General features: G+C 62.0%; 19 protein-coding genes and 2 pseudogenes. 7 read left to right on the forward strand and 14 right to left on the reverse strand.

Annotated elements, in window-relative coordinates; genetic code table 11:
* Positions 1-7: 7 nt before the first annotated feature.
* The 3 genes from ACRCYW_RS00470 to ACRCYW_RS00480 all read right to left on the reverse strand — a co-directional run bounded on the left by ACRCYW_RS00470 (position 8) and on the right by ACRCYW_RS00480 (position 2,480).
* Positions 8-379, reverse strand: a complete 372-nt coding sequence (locus ACRCYW_RS00470; RefSeq protein WP_438548241.1) for a VOC family protein — start codon at positions 377-379, stop codon at positions 8-10.
* A gap of 89 nt (positions 380-468) precedes the next feature.
* Entirely contained in the window at positions 469-789 is a 321-nt protein-coding gene (locus ACRCYW_RS00475; RefSeq protein WP_438548242.1) for a hypothetical protein, read from the reverse strand.
* Positions 790-1,034: 245 nt separating this feature from the next.
* Positions 1,035-2,480: a chitinase gene (locus ACRCYW_RS00480; RefSeq protein WP_438548243.1), complete on the reverse strand. Its 1,446-nt coding sequence runs from the start codon at positions 2,478-2,480 to the stop codon at positions 1,035-1,037.
* A 92-nt stretch (positions 2,481-2,572) separates the two neighbouring features.
* Here ACRCYW_RS00480 and ACRCYW_RS00485 point away from each other — a divergent pair, with 92 nt between their 5' ends.
* Positions 2,573-2,695: a hypothetical protein gene (locus ACRCYW_RS00485; protein ID WP_438548244.1), complete on the forward strand. Its 123-nt coding sequence runs from the start codon at positions 2,573-2,575 to the stop codon at positions 2,693-2,695.
* An 86-nt stretch (positions 2,696-2,781) separates the two neighbouring features.
* On the opposite strand, the pseudogene ACRCYW_RS00490 reads toward ACRCYW_RS00485, so the two are convergent.
* A pseudogene (locus ACRCYW_RS00490) lies at positions 2,782-4,001 on the reverse strand (methyltransferase).
* 264 nt (positions 4,002-4,265) lie between these two features.
* Here ACRCYW_RS00490 and ACRCYW_RS00495 point away from each other — a divergent pair.
* From ACRCYW_RS00495 to ACRCYW_RS00505, 3 genes are all read left to right on the forward strand, one after another.
* Positions 4,266-4,847, forward strand: a complete 582-nt coding sequence (locus ACRCYW_RS00495) for a PhnA domain-containing protein (RefSeq protein ID WP_438548245.1) — start codon at positions 4,266-4,268, stop codon at positions 4,845-4,847.
* Between the two features lie 680 nt (positions 4,848-5,527).
* Positions 5,528-6,163, forward strand: coding sequence for a LysE family translocator (locus ACRCYW_RS00500; RefSeq protein ID WP_438548246.1), 636 nt, complete (start codon positions 5,528-5,530; stop codon positions 6,161-6,163).
* 126 nt (positions 6,164-6,289) lie between these two features.
* On the forward strand, positions 6,290-6,493 hold the full coding sequence (locus tag ACRCYW_RS00505) for a hypothetical protein (RefSeq protein ID WP_100860518.1): 204 nt from the start codon (positions 6,290-6,292) through the stop codon (positions 6,491-6,493).
* A gap of 33 nt (positions 6,494-6,526) precedes the next feature.
* Here ACRCYW_RS00505 and ACRCYW_RS00510 read toward each other — a convergent pair whose 3' ends face one another.
* The 4 genes and pseudogenes from ACRCYW_RS00510 to xapA form a co-directional block, all read right to left on the reverse strand.
* The gene (locus tag ACRCYW_RS00510; RefSeq protein WP_438548247.1) at positions 6,527-7,456 is read right to left on the reverse strand and encodes a DMT family transporter; all 930 of its coding nucleotides are present in this window, start codon (positions 7,454-7,456) and stop codon (positions 6,527-6,529) included.
* A gap of 55 nt (positions 7,457-7,511) precedes the next feature.
* A pseudogene (deoC, locus tag ACRCYW_RS00515) lies at positions 7,512-8,319 on the reverse strand (deoxyribose-phosphate aldolase).
* A gap of 75 nt (positions 8,320-8,394) precedes the next feature.
* Complete coding sequence (locus ACRCYW_RS00520) at positions 8,395-9,657, reverse strand: NupC/NupG family nucleoside CNT transporter (protein WP_438548248.1); 1,263 nt, start codon at positions 9,655-9,657, stop codon at positions 8,395-8,397.
* 23 nt (positions 9,658-9,680) lie between these two features.
* Positions 9,681-10,526, reverse strand: a complete 846-nt coding sequence (gene xapA, locus ACRCYW_RS00525; RefSeq protein ID WP_438548249.1) for a xanthosine phosphorylase — start codon at positions 10,524-10,526, stop codon at positions 9,681-9,683.
* 347 nt (positions 10,527-10,873) lie between these two features.
* On the opposite strand from xapA, the gene ACRCYW_RS00530 reads away from it, so the two are divergent.
* The 3 genes from ACRCYW_RS00530 (at position 10,874) to cueO (ending at position 14,664) form a co-directional block, all read left to right on the forward strand.
* Positions 10,874-11,812 carry a LysR family transcriptional regulator gene (locus ACRCYW_RS00530; RefSeq protein ID WP_438548250.1) on the forward strand — a complete coding sequence of 313 codons (939 nt, stop codon included), beginning with the start codon at positions 10,874-10,876 and terminating at the stop codon, positions 11,810-11,812.
* Between the two features lie 176 nt (positions 11,813-11,988).
* A complete protein-coding gene (locus tag ACRCYW_RS00535; RefSeq protein WP_438548251.1) occupies positions 11,989-12,891 on the forward strand; it encodes a hypothetical protein in 903 nt (300 codons plus the stop codon).
* A 153-nt stretch (positions 12,892-13,044) separates the two neighbouring features.
* Positions 13,045-14,664, forward strand: coding sequence for a multicopper oxidase CueO (gene cueO / locus ACRCYW_RS00540; RefSeq protein ID WP_438548252.1), 1,620 nt, complete (start codon positions 13,045-13,047; stop codon positions 14,662-14,664).
* Between the two features lie 121 nt (positions 14,665-14,785).
* Here cueO and ACRCYW_RS00545 read toward each other — a convergent pair whose 3' ends face one another.
* From ACRCYW_RS00545 to ACRCYW_RS00570, 6 genes are all read right to left on the reverse strand, one after another.
* On the reverse strand, positions 14,786-15,334 hold the full coding sequence (locus ACRCYW_RS00545) for a SixA phosphatase family protein (protein ID WP_438548253.1): 549 nt from the start codon (positions 15,332-15,334) through the stop codon (positions 14,786-14,788).
* A gap of 110 nt (positions 15,335-15,444) precedes the next feature.
* Positions 15,445-15,759 (reverse strand): putative quinol monooxygenase, encoded by a 315-nt coding sequence (locus ACRCYW_RS00550; RefSeq protein ID WP_438548254.1) that lies wholly within the window; start codon positions 15,757-15,759, stop codon positions 15,445-15,447.
* Positions 15,760-16,033: 274 nt separating this feature from the next.
* Positions 16,034-16,840, reverse strand: coding sequence for a PhzF family phenazine biosynthesis protein (locus ACRCYW_RS00555; protein WP_438548255.1), 807 nt, complete (start codon positions 16,838-16,840; stop codon positions 16,034-16,036).
* Positions 16,830-17,477 (reverse strand): helix-turn-helix transcriptional regulator, encoded by a 648-nt coding sequence (locus ACRCYW_RS00560; RefSeq protein WP_438548578.1) that lies wholly within the window; start codon positions 17,475-17,477, stop codon positions 16,830-16,832. The genes ACRCYW_RS00555 and ACRCYW_RS00560 overlap by 11 nt, the downstream gene beginning before the upstream one ends.
* Before the next feature lie 17 nt (positions 17,478-17,494).
* Entirely contained in the window at positions 17,495-17,860 is a 366-nt protein-coding gene (locus ACRCYW_RS00565) for a RidA family protein (RefSeq protein WP_438548256.1), read from the reverse strand.
* Positions 17,861-18,267: 407 nt separating this feature from the next.
* Positions 18,268-18,660 carry a septal ring lytic transglycosylase RlpA family protein gene (locus ACRCYW_RS00570; RefSeq protein ID WP_438548257.1) on the reverse strand — a complete coding sequence of 131 codons (393 nt, stop codon included), beginning with the start codon at positions 18,658-18,660 and terminating at the stop codon, positions 18,268-18,270.
* Between the last annotated feature and the right edge of the window lie 136 nt (positions 18,661-18,796).

Genomic DNA, 18,796 nt, shown 5'->3' on the forward strand with positions numbered 1-18,796 from the left:
TGAAAGATCAGCCCGCAGCCATCTCCTGCAGGGCGATGCGATTGCCCTCGGTATCCTTAAACTCCGCCACCCGGATGGTCTCGCTCACCCGAGTGACAGGGTAGAGCACCTCAGCCCCCGCCGCGAGGGCGCGGCTCATGGTCAACGCGATATTGTCCACCCTCAGGTAGATGCGGGTACCGTCCTGGCTAGGCACATAACTCTCCCCCCTGGCCAGGGCCCCCGAACAACCGGGCGCCTCATCGTCTAGGGGGAACAGGGCCATCTCGTTGCCATCGATAGTGACCCGCTCGAGTGCGAGTTCAAACACCCGCTCGTAGAAGCGGATGGCACGCTCCAGATCCCGTACCGGAATTTCAAAATGGATGGCGATATTCATGGCTCACTCCTCATGTTGTGGCCTCAAGGCGGCGTGGCCACGGCAATATTTCATCGGTTCAAGACAGGGTGCACCCCGCGGGAAACCCGTTACGGCGCCGATTTGGGCACCTCTTGCCACACCCTAAGGGCACTGGTTTTCAACTGCATATAGAGCATCAGCAGCAAGAGGGGCGCCGCCTTGATACCAAACGCCAGGCTCAACAGATTGCCGTACTCTCGTAACATCACCGTAAAGAAGCCGGCCATCAGCAACCCATAAATCAGCGGAAGGCGGCGCACCTCATACATTTCCAGCCGGGCATGACACTGCTTGCAGTTGAATTTAACTCTGGGGCTGACAAGGATCGCCTTGAACGGAAATAGGCGCCGTTGACAGGCCGGGCAGAGACGCAGGGAATAGAAGATCATATTGAGGTCTGGCTGGATAACGAGCCGTCATCAATAAAGCAGCCGCAGTAATAAATCAACTCCCCATATACTGCTTGTCCGTCCCCATTACAGAAAGGCCACTCGCCTCTCATATGAATGACAGAGCGCCGAGCCTGTATGTCCCCGGCGCTCTGATTATCGTGCTTTTAATACTGCACTTTAGTTATCAAACTTTGGTTATCACATACGGATTAACGCATGCTGGCTATAACACTCTGGTTATTTCAGGATGCCGGTGCCCAGGGGCCACCCTTGGTGGGATCATCTCCTTGCGTCCACCATTTGGCCTGATAGACGATGCCTTTATGGCTCACCTTGTTGCCCGCGGTATATACCTTGCTGGCGACCCAGGCCGGAATATCCCCGACGGGTGGATTGGAAGGATCGACCGGGGCTGGATCCAGCTTGTCGACAATTCTGACCTTGGGCCAACTGGCGTGAGATCCATAGGCGTTGGTCACGCATTTCTCATAATCCCCCGGCACCAGCGCCGAATAGGCGGTCTGGAAGCCCACCAGCTCACATTCGAAGGAATAACCACCGGGTCTGTCGGCGTAATATTTCCAGTTGCCATCCCAGTTGGTGTAAAGCACATCGGTGGCCCCGTTCAAATTCAGGCTGCCATAAGGGGTCTGCTGCCAGCAGGTATTCTTCTCATCCGCCAGCAAGGGGATGCCGTAATGGGCCGCCAGCCCTTCCCAATAGCGGATGCGATTGACCGGCTGCCCCTTGTCTTTATTCTGCTCGCCGCACTCGATGCCGCCGTTGATGACGTTGATAGTGGTGCCAAAGCCATAGCCGATGCCCGCGGCGATCTCACGCTGGGAAGGAACCCAGGTGCGGTCGATCACATGCAGCATGGCAGGCTTGGGGGCCTGCGGGGTCAGGAAGAACCAGATGGCCGAGGCCAGGTTCAACCAGGAGTCGGCGACACGACCGGGATCGTTGAGCAAGACAGTGGCGTTGCCATCAAACATCGCCTCGGAGAAGGCGCCGTAATTGAAGTGATAGGAGAGCTGTTTCGCCCCTCGGCCAAAATAGCCCTGACCGGTGGCGCAGGGCCATTTCTTGTTTTGCCAGTCATTCTGGCCACAGCCAGTGGTATATCCAGTCTGCCCTTCCGACCAACCCATCTCCCGCACATGCACCAGCGCCTGCTGCCACTCTTCCAATCCGAGCGGGTTATCCGAGCTGTTATTTTTGGCGATATGGCCGCCGGTCTCCTGAGCGAAATGGGCGAAGGCGGTCACGATGGATTTCTTGCAGATGGCATCCGCATTGCGCCCATCGGTATATTCACCACAGAATGCGGGGAATTTACCCACGGCGCGCAGGAAGCGCTCATAGGTATATTCTGGCGCCGCCATCTGGGTGAGAAAATCCCAATCCGACTCGGTAAATACCCGCTCGACCCGTTTCACGTTGTCCGGATTACTGGCAAGGCGCGGCACTATGGCATCCACAATGGTATTGGGGCGCGTGGCCAATGCCTTTGACCAGACCCCATACATGGGATTGGCCGTCTTGGATTTTTCAACGGCCGTTATATCGGCGGCAGAAATCACATAACCGCCGCTATTTTGTGGATCGGGTTGGATATTCATGGCGGCCTGCGCCGAGGAGGCGCAAAGCGCCGTCACCAGCCAGGCGCAGAGCTTGGGTTGGAACATGATGGCAATCCTTGTCGTGAAATAATGTGCAGGCCGAGCATAGGCGTTTGAATTACTAAATTCACGACGAGAATTAAGAATCTGACGAATTTGTGAGCCATTTCACTCTGGGCTCCGGCAGCCCCTGCTCATCCAAGCCGGATTATTCCGACGTGGATGGCAAGGAAATAGAGTCAGGGGAGAAGAGCCTGGCCGAAATAGCCGGGCCTGAGTGAACAGGCCTGGCGGCATAATCGCCTATAATCTGCCGTTGCCTAAATGACCGAGGATTGCCTGCCCGGTCGGCTGGCGGGATGGGCAATCAGTCGCGCACCGCCCGGATCAGGATGTTGCGCGGCGTCATCGGCTTGTCGCAGAACTCCCCCACCTCCACCCGATAGCCCCGCTCTTGCAGGAAGAGGGCGCGATCGAGCATGAGCCAGATCTCCAGCGGGCGGCGAAACAGATGGCGCACCAGCTCCATGCGGGCGACATCCCCGTAGCGCTGTTTCCCTCTGGCCAGGAAGGCGGCGTAGTCGACCCCCTCGGGCAGCACCAGTCCCTTGCGCGCGGCGGCCCAGCCACAGAATGCCTCGAAACTGCCGGCGAGCAGGCTCTTCTGCATGTTGGGCACCGGCATGTAGGCATCCACCCCGCGTACCTGGCGCTGCAGGCAATCAAACGCCAGGCGCCACTCCACCTCTTGCTCCCGCAGGCGGGCGATGCGGGCGCCGCCGGTCACCGTCTCCTGTAGCGGCAGTTTGAGGTCACTCTTGCCAAGGTGAAGGCGGCTGGCCTTCGCGGCCTCGGACAGGGGTCTGTAGTGATCGCCGCGGATCAGGTGATAGCAGCAGGGGGAGAGGGTCACCCCCCTCGCCCCCCGCTCGGCGACCCGTTCCAGCAGGTGGGTATGCAGCTCACCGCAGGCGTGCAGCGCCACGGCGTGGTGCTGTTTCGTGATGAGCTGCCCAGCCTCGGGGGCAAAGGCATCGGCCTCCACAAACTGCATACGGGCACCATCGCGCCGAGCCAGCTGACGACCCTCCTCGCAGAGCTGGCCCTGCAGCTCCAGGCTGACGACGCTCGCGCCGCGATGCAGGGAGACCAGGCGCCCCAGATGCCCCTTGCCGGCGCACCACTCCAGATAGGGCCCCTGATGGGGGGGCAGCACACCCACGAAGGCTTCAATCTGGGCCTGCTTGCGCCCCGGCATGTACATGGCCATGGCCTTGCCACATTCAATGGGCTCGGGGAGGAAGGCATCCAGCTCGCTCAGGGCATGCAGCTCGGCCCCCTCCGGGATCCAGGGGGCGAGCAGGGCGCACAGTGCCTCCATGTCCCCGTCGAGGTGCATGATCTCATCCAGGCTCATGGCTTTGAGGCAGTCGGCCAGTGCGGGGGCCTCTCCGGCGAAGGCGAGGCTCAGGTGGTGATAGGGCTGATATTGCCACCAGCGCCGCGTCTGCGTCAGCAAGCCGTCCAGTTGTTGAAAGCGATGAGCCAGCACGGCGAAGTTGTCCTGCAGTCAAAAAGGAGGCTCATTCTAGCGATCTGCCGCCAAAAAGCATCCATGACGCCGGCCTTTGGGTGTGGGCACTGTCGTCAGCTCGCTGGCCATCATCATCGGGGGGATTGGCACCCATCATGGCCAACCCACAGAACCCGACAAGACGCCTGCTCAGTGGCGACAAGCCGCGAGTGCCCAGGGTAGCCTGACAAACAACAGGGATTTGTGCTATATTCCGCGCCTTTGTTAGCGCGGCACGCTCTGGCGGGCCGTTTTCTCCCTATAAACGGAATCTAAACATGACCATCAATGCCATCCTGCAAGCGCGCGCGGGCGCCAAGTGTGAACTCTGTGGAGCAGAACAGGCCCTGACTGCCTTCCCGGTGCCCCACTCCCCCGTCAGCGATGACGATCATAGCGTGGCCCTCTGTGCCACCTGCCGTGGTCAGCTGGAGCAGCCGGAGAGCACTGTGGTCAACCACTGGCGTTGCCTGGGTGACAGCATGTGGAGCCAGGTGCCGGCGGTGCAGGTGATGGCCTGGCGTCAGCTGAAGGCCCTCTCCGCTCGCGGCGAGCTCTGGGCTCAGGACATGCTGGACATGATGTACATGGAAGAAGAGACCAAGGCCTGGGCCGAGGCGGGCATGGCTGCCGCGACCGATGACGACAACGTCCCTACCGTCGATTCCAACGGCGCCGTGCTGGTCGAAGGGGATTCTGTCACCCTGATCAAGGATCTGGACGTCAAGGGCGCCGGCTTCACCGCCAAGCGCGGCACCCTGGTCAAGGGCATTCGCCTGACCAACAACCCCCTGCACATCGAAGGCAAGGTGAACGGCGTGCAGATAGTGCTGGTGGCGGCCTACCTGAAGAAGGCCTGATCCGGCTCTTCACAGTTCCTGCTTGCCACGAAAAAGCGCCCACCGGGCGCTTTTTTATTGCCAACGCCTTGATAAAACAGCCGTTTTTCATCCCCTTCCCCGCCATGAATTTCATCGCAAGAGCGTCATCATTTGACTCTCATCACTGATTTTTTGCTTGCTTTGTGGGCAAATAACACTAGGTTGTAGAGACGCTGTTGACAGGGATAAACGAGCATATCGAGTCCGCCCATCCCCCGGTCAGGCGCCAGAGCGGCCCAAGCACCGCGGCTCGCGACAGGGCGCATCGGCTCGCAGCACCATTCACCCAACCATCAGCCTGCTGTCGATGGATAGACCCTCAAGGGCAGCTTGCCGCCCTTCATTTAAGGAAGACACGCCATGGCCAAAGCCTCAAAGAAAGAGATCAAGAAGCAGATCAAGTCCCGCGAAGCGAAGATCGCCAAGCAGGAGAGCAAGATCAAGAAGCTGAAGAAAGCCCTGAAATAGGATTTCACAGCAATAAAAACCGCCTGACGGCGGTTTTTTTATATCAATGCTTGCCCATCACATCTTGAGCCGCAGACCCTGCTACCCAGGATTAACCTCTCCAGGGCCCGTCGCATGGCCGGACAAGAAGCCGCTGGACGGCCCGTCAAATACGCTGGCATCATGCCTGCTTTGGCGCCAAGGACGAGCTCATGAACCCGAACACCTGGATGTTGTTTTCGCTGGCCTATCTGCTGGCAACCCTGACCCCGGGCCCCAACGTGCTGCTGGTGGTCAAGAACGGCCTGCAGCACGGCTGGCGCGCCGCCCTCATCAGCATTCTCGGCAACCTGGGCTGTCAGGCCATCCTCATCGGCCTGGTCGCCATGGGGGTGGGGGCACTGCTGCAGACCCTGCCGCCCCTCTTTATCGCCCTCAAGCTGGCGGGGGGCGGCTACCTGGTGTATCTCGGCTACAAGGCGCTGCGCGCGGCCAATGCCGGCGCACAGGGGATAGCCCCCTCCCCCGGTCAAGGGCGAGCCAGAACCTCCCTCTCCGTGTTGCGAGAGGCCTGTCTGGTCTCCGCCAGCAATCCCAAGACCATCATCTTCCTCTGTGCCCTGCTGCCCCAGTTTCTCGATCACCAGAGCCCGCTGACGCTGCAGTTCGTCACCATGTATCTCACCATCTGCGCCATCGTCAGCCTGGTACACCTCTGTTATGTCGCCCTGGCCAGACGCGCCGGCCGCTACTTCAAGCCGGGTCGCAGCCAGCGCCTGTTTGGCCGCATCACGGGTGGGCTCTTCATCACACTCGGCGGCGCCATCCTGCTGAGCGGCCGGCCCTGATCCCACGCTCTTCTGCCCTTCTGACATTATCTGCTCCACCGGCGCCGCTTGGGCGCCGCGGATCCCGGCACGGACAACTAGAGTTGTGAATATGTGTCTGTATATGTGCCAGTTGTGGAGCACCATATGTTTTCTTACACCCTCAGCTTTCGCGAAGAATCCGACAAGTTGACCGCCCCCGAACACGAAATCGTCCTGCAAAGTCCCGCCCAGGCGGGGGATTTCATCATCCTCTCCGACGGCAGCCGCCATCAGGTGATGCTGGTCACCCACAGGGCTCACTACAGCAGCCTCTATCTTGACAAGGGAGTGCGAATGCCTCAGAGCTGATCAAGGCTCGGTACGGGTGTGCGTCACCTTGCGTTAACCATTTTCCGATAGCGGAAGATGCCGGGCGTCACTCACGGGCGCCCATACCATCACAGCCATGGTGGCGAGCACCCCGGCCACCCCCCAGCCCACCTGTTGCCAGGGAGCCGATGCCCCCAGCAGCTGATCACAGAGCAACACCAGCACTGGGATGAGGTAGGTGTAGGCCGAGACCTGCTCCGGCTGCAGTGCCACGCTGCCCTGCTGGAACAGGAAGAAGCTCAGCGCCGTGGCAAACAGCGCCAGATAGCCCATGCCGAGCCAGAGCGGCAGGGTGACCCCGTGCCAGTCGATGGCCAGCAGACGGGGCGCCGTCACCAGGGTGAGCAAGACGCTCGCGCAGATCAGGGTCCAGCAGGTGAGATGGACGAAGGACTCCCCCCGGTAGTAGCACTTGACCAGGATGGGGTTGAGGGCCATGGCCACACAGCCGAGCAGATAGAGGCGGTTGCTCGGGGTGAGGCTCAGGCTCGCCACCTCGGCGAGATCCCCCCGAAAGATGATAAGCGCCGCCCCTACCATGCCCCCCAGCAAGGCAGCCCCCATCAGCAGGCCGATGGATCTGCGCATGATCAACATGCTGGCCAGGGCACTGATCAAGGGAACCGTGGTGTAGAGGGCGCTGGCATCGAGCGCGCTGGTCTCTTTCAAGGCCACGAACATGGCGACGAAGTAACAGAGCGCCGGCAGGCAGATCAGGGTATAGCGCCCCAGATCCCGCCAGGAGGGCAACACCAGCTTGCGCTGGCCCGCCAGCAATACCACGAAGCAGAGGGCCGCCAGCAGGTAGCGCACCCAGGTGACCACCAGGGGATCCAGTGCGGCGGTCAGGGCGCTGCCGATGGGGAACGACAGGCTGATGAGCAGGGTGAACAGCAGCACCTTGCCGTGGGCCCTGGCCTGATGAAAACGGGAGTGTGACATGGGATGCACCTGAGTGACGGGCGCCCCGTGCGAGGCGCCGATAAGACAAAAGGGATCAGTAGTTCTCGTGGGAGGCCAGGGCGGCAGGCGCCTGCGATTCTCTGCCGTTCAAGGTTGCCAACAGCTGATTGAGCAGGCTGGAGGCGCCGAAGCGAAAATGCCCTACATCCGCCCAATGCTCGCCAAACTCGCTCGCCGCCATCCCCAGGTAGTCCGCCGCCTCTTGCGCACTTCTCACCCCGCCCGCCGCCTTGAAACCCACCCTGTGCTGGGCGCCCAGCTCGGCGATGGCCGCCAGCATGGCGCGACTGGCCTCCGGGGTGGCATTGACCGCCACCTTGCCGGTGGAGGTCTTGATAAAATCGGCCCCCCTCCTCGATGGCGAGCAGGGAGGCGGCGCGAATGAGTGCGGGTTCCTTCAACTCACCGGATTCGATTATCACCTTGAGCACGCGATCGCCACAGAGCTCCTTGCAACCGCGTACCAGCGCCCGTGCGGGGGCCTGGTCCCCGGCCATCAGCGCGCGCCAGGGGATCACCAGATCAATCTCGTCGACGCCGTCATTGAGGGCGGCACGAGTCTCCGCCAGCACAGTCTCGGGTTCATCTTCCCCGCGGGGGAAATTCACCACGGTCGCGACCCTGATATCCGGCGTGCCCTGAGCGGCCAGGGTGTTGCGAGCCAGGGTCACGAAGCGGGGATAGACGCAGACCGCGGCCGTGTTGCCATGGGGCGTCTTCGCCTGCTGGCAGAGCGCTGTGATGCGCGCATCCGTGTCGTCCTCATTGAGACTGGTGAGATCCATCAGACCGATGGCCCGGATGGCGGCCGGCTTGAGATCCAAGGGGGTGGCAGAAGACATAAGAAAGCTCCGACATGGTTGGGATAGGGGTCATAAACAGGGGCGCCGCAGCGCCCCGTAACAGAGGGATGAGGGTCAGATAGCCAGGGAGAAGAAGACCCCGGCGATGGCGGCGCTCATCAGATTGGAGCAGGTGGCGGCCAGCACGGTGCGCAGGCCATGGCGGGCGATGAAGTCGGTACGGGACGGGCACAGGGTGCCGAGGCCGCCGATCAGGATCCCCATGGAGGCGAGGTTCGCGAAGCCACACAGGGCGAAGCTGATGATCACCTTGGATTTCTCCTCCAGCACCTGCAGTCCGGCGGCGGTTACCGTGCTCGCGTCTTTCAGGTAAGGGGCGAGATCGCTGTAGGCCACGAACTCGTTCACCACCAGCTTCTTGCCGATCATGGCGCCGGCGATGCCGATGTCGGCCACGGGCACCCCGAGCAGGAAGGCCAGCGGTGAGAAGATCCAGCCCAGGATGATCTCAAGGGAGAGCGACATGCCCATCATGTCCCCCACCCCGCCGAGCAAAGTATTGACGAGCGTAACCAGGCCTATCATGGCGATCAGCATGGCGCCGATGGCCGCCGCCAGCTTGAGGCCACTGCTGGCACCTTCCCCGGCCGCGGCCAGCACGTTCTCCGGCTTCTTGCCATCGAACTGCACGCTGTGATCGAACTCATAAGCCGGCTGGCTGGACTCCGGGATGATCAGCTTGGCAAACAGGATACCGCCGGGGGCCGCCATGAAGGAGGCCGCCAACAGGTACTGCATGTCCACCCCCATCATGGCGTAGCCTGCCAGCACGGTGCCGGAGACCGAGGCCATGCCGCCACACATGACGGCGAAGAACTCGGAGTCGCTCATCTTGGGCATATAGGGCTTGACCACCAGGGGCGCCTCGCTCTGGCCGACGAAGACGTTGGCCACCGCCGACATGGACTCGGTCTGCGAGGTGCCGAGCAGGCGCGCCATGGCGCCGCCGATGAAGCGGATCACCAGCTGCATGATGCCGAGATAATAGAGCACGGCGATCAGCGCCGAGAAGAACACCACCAGGGGCAGCACGTTGAGGGCGAACACGAAGCCGATGCCATCCACCGAGAAGTTGACCAGGTTGCCAAACAGGAAATGGATGCCGGCCTTGCCGCTCGCCAGCACGGCGTCGATGCCGTGGGCCATGGCCTCCAGCGCCCGCCGTCCCAGGGGCACATAGAGCACCAGGGCGCCGATGAGCACCTGCAAGGCCAGCGCCAGCCCCACGGTACGCAGGCGAATGGCCCTGCGATTGGTCGAGGCGAGAATGGCGATGAGCACCAGCGCCGCCATGCCGAGAAATCCTGCTACAAACATATGACCTCCTGGTCTTGGAGTGCTTAGAAATGGTGGCGAATGAAGGCGTTGATGAGGCGAATGAAGTCCGCTTCTGCCAGCTTGGCGCACTTGAGGGTCTGCTCGTGAGAGAGCTGCACGTCGCCGAGCCCCTCCGCCATGTTGGTGATGGCGCAGATGGCCAGCACCGGCAGGCCGCAGTGGGCGGCACTGACCACCTCGGGCACCACAGACATGCCCACCACGTCGCCGCCGATGATCTGCATCATGCGGATCTCGGCCGCAGTCTCGAAGCAGGGGCCGCTGTAGGAGACGAAGACCCCCTGATTGACCGCTATCCCCTCGCCTTCGGCCACCGCCAGTGCCTCGCTGCGCAATGCCTTGTCATAGGCATTGGCCAGGCTGAAGAAGCGCGGGCCGTAGGCCTCGTCGTTGGCGCCCGTCATGGGGGTGCCCGGCATGGTGTTGATGTGATCGTTGAAGATGACCAGGGAGCCGACCCCGATCCGCTCCGGGCGCAATGAGCCCGCGGCATTGGTCACCAGCAGCAGCTCGCAACCGAGGCGCTTGAAGGTGCGCACCGGTGTGGTCATCACCTTCATGGTCTCGTGCTCGTAGTAGTGGCCACGCCCCTTCATGCAGATGACGTCCACCCCGTGCAGCTTGCCGAGCACCAGCTCGCCGCTGTGACCCACTACAGTGCTGACCGGGAAGCCATCCAGCTCCTCGTAGGGGATGCAGACCTTCTCCTCCAGCGCATCAGCCAGCACGCCGAGGCCCGAGCCCAGGATCATAGCGGCGCGAGGGGCAAACCCAGGCTTTCTGGCGAGTATGGTGGCGACGGCGTTGATAACGGGATCTTGTGGCATGGAGTGCTGTGGGTTGTGCATGGAGTGCGCCTCATTGAGTGATGGAAGAAACGATGGGCTCACTCTAGGGGAGGTGTTTGGCGAAAAAAATCGTTAAAATCGGCCAAACTATCCTGATTTTCAGCACAATAAAACCCGCTGCAGGCCATTTGAGTGGCTGAAAAGGCAATATAAGGCGCTGATTGACACCTGTTTGTGTCCGAACGGCAGGGTGGCAAGCAGGTTGTGAATGCAAAGGGGGTGCAGAGTGTGAGCCGGATCGTCCCCAACCCCCTCAGCCGGGTCGCTGCGGATGGTGCTGGATGCGCAATCTTTGACGGGGATCTCACCCTCCCTCCATGACACAAGACACATCACAGGAGCTTCCCTTGTCCCTCGACAGCCAGTGGCGCGATCGCGTCACCCTCAAGATGCTGCGCTACTTCCATGAGGTGGCCCGTTACGGTCACTTCAGCCGGGCCGCCGAGCGGTTGAACGTCTCCAAGTCGCCCCTGAGCGCCCAGATCAAGGAGCTGGAAACCGTGCTGGGGCTGACCCTGTTCGAGCGCCACACCCGTCAGGTGCACCTCACCCCCACAGGGCGCCTGCTGATGGACGAATGCACCCTGCTGTTCGACGTGCTGGAGAGCGGCCTCAACAAGGTGGTGCAGGCGGGGCGCATGGAGCGCAACCAGATCCGCATCGGTCTGGTCAGTTCCATCTTCTGGGCGGGCTTTGGCGAGGTGATAAGGCAGTGCCATCGACTGCACCCCGAGTACGAGATCTCCTTCACCGAGCTCTCGCCCGAGAAGCAGAAACAGGCGCTGGCGAGCAAGGAGATCGACATCGGCCTCGCCCGCTTCGCCGACACCTTCAACATCCACCCCCTGCAGGCCGAGAGCGTCTATCGGGAGTCCATGGTGCTGGCGGTATCGGACGAGCACCCGCTGCGGGATCGCAAGCGAGTCTCCCTCACCGAGCTGGCGGGGGAGCGCTTCGTGCTGATGAGCCGGGCCAATTCCGCCTCCACCGATCTCATCATCGACTCCTGCCTGATGGAGGGTTTCTACCCCCAGCTCACTCAGGAGGTGGTCGAGCCCAATACCCTGATGGCGGTGGTGGCGACCAGCCAGCAGGTGGCCCTCGCCCCGGCCAGCTATGCCCACCAGAAGTGGCCCCATGTGCGCTTCGTGCGCCTCGAGCAGGCCATCCCGGCCGATGTGTGCGTGCTCTATGCGCCGCAGACGGCCGGCGCGCCTGTTTCACCGGTGATCCGCGACTTTATCGATACCATGAGCCAGCAGATGAACCAGCCCGACGGCGACTGAACTCGGGCCTGTATCCTGATGAACAGCAGACCAGCAGCCGCTCGAGTGGATCTGCGATGGAGAACAAATCTGTGATAACCCGCATTTTCCCACGGTTGTGTGGCGGACAAGCGGCGCCGCATAATGGGCTGACTAGACGGGCTTGCTGACCGGCCCGGGCGACAGAGGGAGCATGTATGTCCAAAGGATCCTGGTTAGCCGCTTGCACCCTCTTGCTGGCGAGCGGGTTCTGGCCTGTGACGAGCCAGGCCGAGGTGGTGCGGGTGCGCCTGGTCGGCAGCAATCAGACCGGGAATCCCCTGCTGCAGTATCGCCAAACCCTGCTGGAGAGCGCCATTCGCGCCGCCGGCCACACCCCGGATGTGCGCTTCTGCCAACTGCCGAAAGGGGTCACCTCAGACAAGCGCGCGGCCACCGAGGTCAGCCTCGGCAAACGCTGCAACATGCTGGCCACCTCCATCGGCGCCGACTTCGCCAGGGGGCTCTCTCTGGTTCCCGTCCCTATCTATCTGGGAGGCGGCGGTTACCGGGTGCTGCTGCACCCGGCCAGGGACGAGGGGCTGGCCGGCATCAGGGATCTGGAGGGCCTGAAGCGCCTTCGCATCGGCAGCGGTAGAACCTGGGTGGACAGCGACATCTTGCGCGCCAATGGCTTGCAGGTGGTCACCTCCGAATACCCCAACCTCTTCCCCATGCTCAAGGCCGGGCGCTTCGACGTGCTGCCCCGCGCCATCTTCGAGGTGTTGCCCGAGGTGGCACACTTCGGCCCGGGTCTCGCCATCGACAACCGGCTGCTCCTGCACTACCCAAGCGATCTCTTCTTCTACGGCGCCCCCGAGAACAGGCGCACCAATGAGATAGTGGCCGCTGGCCTCGACATCATGTACCACAACGGCAGCTTCCAGGCGCTGCTGCGCAGCCATGACTCGACCCGGCTGGCGTTGCAGCAGCTGGATCTACCATCTCGCACCGTGATTACGCTGGATAACCCCTACCTCAGCGAAGAGCAGCAGGGGATCCTGCGCCGCTATCACCCCGAGTGGCAAGACTCCTTCCCCGAGACCCAGGCTGTGCAGTAGGGCCACGCCTGTCAATCATCATGGCAGAGCAAATCCTCTCGGCGAATAAGCGCAGCAAAGGGATAGACAGCCGGACCGTCCCCTGCGGGTTGACCTTCCCTCAGGGGGAAGAGTCAAGGTGACGGTAACGAGAACCTGACGGAGGATCCTCCCATGAACAGACGTGACTTTTTGATCCGGAGCGCCCTGCTCGGACTCGCCGGCACACTGCCCCTCTCCTATGCCCGCTTTCTGTCTGCCGCCGAGGCGCCCAGCCTGCCCATCCCCCCTCTGCTCGCCCCCGATGCCCAGGGCAATATCGCCCTGACCGCCAAGAGCGGCCTAACAGCCTGGCGCGGCAAGGAGGCGGTGACCTGGGGCTACAACGGTGCCCTGCTCGGTCCGACCCTGAAGCTGCGCACCGATCAGGCCGTCCAGTTGCACACCCTGAACCAGCTGCCGGAGACCACCACAGTACATCTGCACGGGCTGGAGATCCCAGGCGACGCCGACGGCGGCCCCCAGGCCATGATAGGGCCGGGAGAGACCCTCACCAGCCGCTTCACGGTGACCCAGCCCGCCGCCACCTGCTGGTACCATCCCCACGCCCACGGCAAGACCGGGCGCCAGGTGGCCATGGGGCTCGCTGGCCTCATTCTCATCGACGACGAGGAGAGTGCCCGCTGGCCGCTCCCCGCCCGCTGGGGTATCAACGACCTGCCCGTGGTCATTCAGGACAAGCGTCTCGACGACAAGGGGCAGATAGACTATCGACTCGATGAGATGAGCGCCGCCGTGGGCTGGTTCGGCGACCTGCCGCTGGTAAACGGTGCCCTGGCCCCCCAGCATGTGGCGCCTCGCGGCTGGGTACGGCTTCGCGTTCTCAACGGCTGCAACGCCCGCTCCCTGCGCCTGGCCCTCGGCGGCAACCAGCCCTTCTATGTCATCGCCTCCGACGGGGGCTTCCTGCCCGAGCCCGTCAGGCTCACCGAGCTGGAAGTATTGATGGGGGAGCGCTTCGAAGTCATGGTGGAGCTCAAAGACAAGGCCGTCGAGCTGCTCGCCCTGCCCGTCTCCCAGATGGGAATGGCCCTGCCCCCCTTCGATCAGCCCCTGCCTCTGCTCACCCTGCTCCCCTCAACCCAGTCGATCACGGCGAGCCTGCCGGATTCGCTCAGGGCGATCCCGCCCCTGCCACCGAAAGGCGACAACTGGACTCGCCGCCACTTCCAGCTATCCATGGATCCGGCGCTGGACAGGATCGGCATGCAGCGGCTGATGGAGACCTACGGCCAGAAGGCCATGGGCAGCATGAGCATGGAGATGCACGCCGCCGGAGGCGAGGATCCCCACGCCATGCACAAGATGGCGGGCATGAAGTCGATGAAGGGCATGGATCACGGCGCCATGGGGATGGCCGACGCGGAGCGGAGCGGGCTGGGTGATGCCCTCCTGAGTGCGAATCGCATCAACGGCCAGGCGTTCGAGATGGGGGTACCGGCCTTTGCGGCCACACGCGGCCAGCCTGAGCTCTGGACCCTCTCCGGCAAGGGGGACATGATGCTGCACCCCTTCCATATCCACGGCGCCCGCTTTCGCATCCTCAAGGAGAACGGCAGAGCGCCCCTGCTCCATCGCAGCGGCTGGAAGGACATGGTCCGGGTCGAGGGGGACGAGAGCGAGGTGCTGATCCAGTTCGATCACCCCGCCCCCAAAGAGCGTGCCTACATGGCCCATTGCCACCTGCTGGAACACGAGGATACCGGCATGATGCTCTCCTTTACGGTGAGCTAGGCATGGGATCGAACATGAAAGACAGGGGCCTCTCGGCCCCTGTTGTCATTGCGGCGCTGAGGATCTCAAACATAGAGCCCCATCGGATACGCCCTGGCAGGGCTGACGGGGCGGACACCTCTTACGGCTGCTTGGGGGAGTCGAACCAGACGTGGGTCGGTGATAGGGTGTGCACGGCCGCCCAGGGCGCGCCCTCGAAGCTGAAGCGGGCGACGGCGCAGGTCGGCATGCGGGTTATCCCTCGGGATAAGTGGTGGGCCAGCGCGGTGAATTCGGGATCGTGCCCCACCAGCATCACGCACCCCTTGCCCTCATCCAGCCCTGCGATCAGCGTCAGCAGGGTGCGAGCATCGCTGGCGTAGACTCGCTCATCCAGGGCGATCTCACCGCGATAGGCGAGCGCCTCGGCGAGCAGCCTCGCGGTCGACAGGGCGCGGCACGCCGGGCTAGAGATGATCAGATCCGGGCTCACTCCCGCCTTCGCCAGGCGCCTGCCCATCTCGGGGGCGTCGCGCTTGCCGCGCTCGGCCAGGGGGCGCTCCCTGTCCGGCACATCCTCCTCCCAGCTGGACTTGCCGTGACGCACCAGCACCAGGGTTTTCACCGTATTCTTCATCTCGCCCCCTTGATAACCCACCCGGATGACCGGACACTCCAAGCGCCCTCTCATCGGCGAGCGTCAGTCCTGGTATTCACGGTGCTGGCCCCTCACTGGCCAGCCGCCTTCCCAAGGATAGCGATGGGATCAGGGGATCGGCGAGTCAGCCCAAGGCCTGACCATCAGGCAGAGGGGCTCACCTCCTCCAGGAAGATCAGCCGAAGGGGCTCGGCCAGCAGCCCCTCGGCCTCGCGGACAAAGGCCTGAAAATAGTCGGTGGCACAATGCTCGTCCAGGGCGGTCTGACTGACAAAGGCCTCCCGCATATAGAAGGTGCCGGGCTCCTCCTTGAGTTCAAACAGCACGTAGTCCAGGTTGCCCGGTTCCCTGCGCGTCGGCGCAATGAGTCTTTGCAGCGCGCGCCTCAAGTGTTCCCTCATTCCCGCACGGGCCTTGAGCACGGCGATCGATACCAACTTATCCTGACTCGTCTTCATCTTATGGCTCCCATCATTGGTCATTGCTGCCTCTTGCAGGAGTGCAGGGTAAAGGCCGCCAACGGGGGGATAAAGCCGGGAAAATGGACACAGTGTTCACTCATGGGAACAACGGCATCCGATGAGACCTGCGCCAGACAATAAAAAAACGGGAGCCGATGCCCCCGTTTTGTTGAGATGAAATGGACGAGCGCCGCCATCCCCCCTCGCTCAGCCCAGATGCCAAAGCGTTCCTGCCAAATGGCGGATGCGAGGACAACGCCGACTGGAACCACTACAGCAGGAAGCTGCCCTCGATGGTCATGCGCGCCTCACCATACAGCTCCACGCGACCGTCATCCCGCACTATGCAACGCAAGGTGCCCTTGCGTGCGCCCCCTTGCTGGGCAATCAGCTCCCTCTTGCCTGTGCGCTCCGCCCAGAACGGCGCCAGGAAGGTATGCGCGGAGCCGGTCACCGGATCCTCGTTGACCCCCACCTGAGGACCGAACCAGCGGGAGACGAAATCGAAGCGCTCATCGGCCGCCGTCACGATGACACCACGGGTCTCAAACCGCACTAGCGTATTGAAATCCGGGGCCAGCCTGTCGATGATCTGCCGATCATTCACCAGCACGATCAGATCATCTGACTGCCATACCCCGACGACCCCTTCATCTATGCCGAGTGAGGCCAGCAAGCCCGCGGGAGGCGTGATCCGGGTCGCCGCCTTCGCCGGGAAGTCCATGCAGTACTCCTGGCCCGAGCGGGTCACGGTGAGCAGCCCGCTGCGGGTGTGAAACCGAATGCACTCACCGGCGTGATCCAGCTTGTTGAACAGCACCCAGGCGGCGGCCAGGGTCGCGTGCCCGCAGAGATCGACCTCGACCCCAGGGGTAAACCAGCGCAAATTATAGCCATCTGCTACCGGGATAAAGAAGGCCGTCTCTGACAGATTGTTCTCGATGGCGATGGCCTGGAGCACCTCGTCATCCAGCCAGGTCTCCAGGGGGCATACCCCGGCGGGGTTGCCACCAAAGGGCTGGGAGGTGAAGGCATCCACCTGATAGAAGGGAAGCCTAGTCACGCCACTATTTTTCATCACATTTCTCCAGGTAGTTGTAAATCGTGTATCGCGTCACCCCCAACACCCTGGCGACATGGTTGACACTGCCCTTTATCTTGAAAAAACCCATCCCGTGGATGTCTGACACCACGCGCCTTCTGAAATCGATCTTGCTCTCCGCACCTGTCTGCCGATATCGCTGCAGCACCTCGTCCAGCGTCTGGATGGAGATATTGCTCGACTTGCCTTCCGGCTCTTCGTCCATGCCGGCGGGCAGGAAGAGATAATCCAGATCGCGCTTCAGTTGACTGACCGTCTCCGTATCCACATTGATGCAAAATGCCACCAGGGGCACGCCGCCCTCCCCGTAATAGAGGGTCGATGCGCTATTCAGACACTTGCCGGACGCCGTCCTCGAGACATAACCGCTGAATGTGCGGTGCTTGATGTCGGGTGTCGTCTCGAGCAAGCCCAGGAACCCCATGTCATCATCCGGGCCGGCCAACAGGGCATCCCCTTGCTTGCGGCCACTCACATGGCCATTGACGATGGCGATGACCGACTCTTCGGGCCTGGTCAGATCATGCAATACCGCTTCGGTATTGGCGGGAATCGTGGTTCGGAGGGTTTCAAGGGATGCCATCAAGACGGTGATCAGGCTGTCGCGTTCCATATTCACATGCATGCTCTCTATGAGGCTGTCGCCTGGACTTCGATCTCCACATCCAGCCCGAATGCCAGGGTGCTGCTCGTCACCGAGCGGGCCGGGAAGCCGTTCGCAAACCAGGTGCCGTACTCGGCGTTGAATTCGGCGAAGTGTTTCATGTCGCTCAGCCACACCTGCACCCTGACGACCTGCGCCAGACTCGCCCCCGCACGTGTCAATGTCTCCTCGACTGACCCCAGGATCCGCCGTGTCTGCTCCGCCACAGAGCCATGCAGAGGCTCACCGCCGGCCGTCATCGAGACCTGGCCAGAGAGGAAGAGAAAGCCGTTTGCCTTCACCGCATCGGCAAAGGGAAAAGGCTTGCTGGTGGCATATCGTTCAATGGTCATGGCGCTTGCGCTCTCCTGCTGGATCCTGTGACCCCAAGATAGCACCGGCTCTCATATTTTTATACTTTTTTTTAATTATTCAACACTTGATGTTGAATTGATGTCGAGTCAGCCAGCTTGAAGAGCAGCGAACGCTATCAATAGGCGATGGGAGTGACAGCAGGATGGAGAGATGACCAGGAGGCATGGGATGAGGCGAGGTGAAACCCGATAAGCACGGGGCAAAAAGCGGGTAACGATGGAGGGCAGAGCAAGGACAGGGGCTTGAACGGGTCAAACCGCAGGGTAATAAGCACAGGAATGAGGACATGTGTTCATCAGATCCGGCCTATTCCTATCAGGCCCGTCCTGCGACTTTCGGATCTGACTCACCATGAGGGGAGCCTGGGTCCCCTCCTCTGCCCCGGCTAGTTCACCACCTCGAGGTTCACCTTGATAAGACCGGCTCGGGTATTGCCTATGCTGCTGAAGGCTGCCCTGGAGAGATCGATCACCCGCCCTCTGGCGAAGTTGCCTCTGTCGTTGACCCGCACCACCACGCTCTTGCCGTTGGCCACGTTGGTCACCTTCACCAGGGAGCCGAAGGGCAGCGTCATATGGGCCGCGGTGTTGGCGCCATTATTGTATCGCTCGCCGCTCGCCGTCTTCTTGTTGTGATAGCGATCCGCATAGTAGGAGGCCAGCCCGGTCTGGGTATAGCCGCGCCAACTGCCGCTCTTGCTGGCGTCCGGCTGGCTGCTGCAGGCCGCCAGCAGCAGGCTCAGGGAGACCAGCAGCCCCTTTCGTACCTTGCTTCTCATGCACTCTTCCATCGCTACTCTCATCACCACTTTCATACCCAGTCAGGATCCCGCGAACTGGCGCCTACTCTCTCACACTTCCCATAGAAAACGGGAGGCCTCAGCCTCCCGTTTTGCGTATCGTTCCGTCAACCTG

The organism is Aeromonas sp., from assembly GCF_051657805.1.
Lineage (GTDB): Bacteria > Pseudomonadota > Gammaproteobacteria > Enterobacterales > Aeromonadaceae > Aeromonas.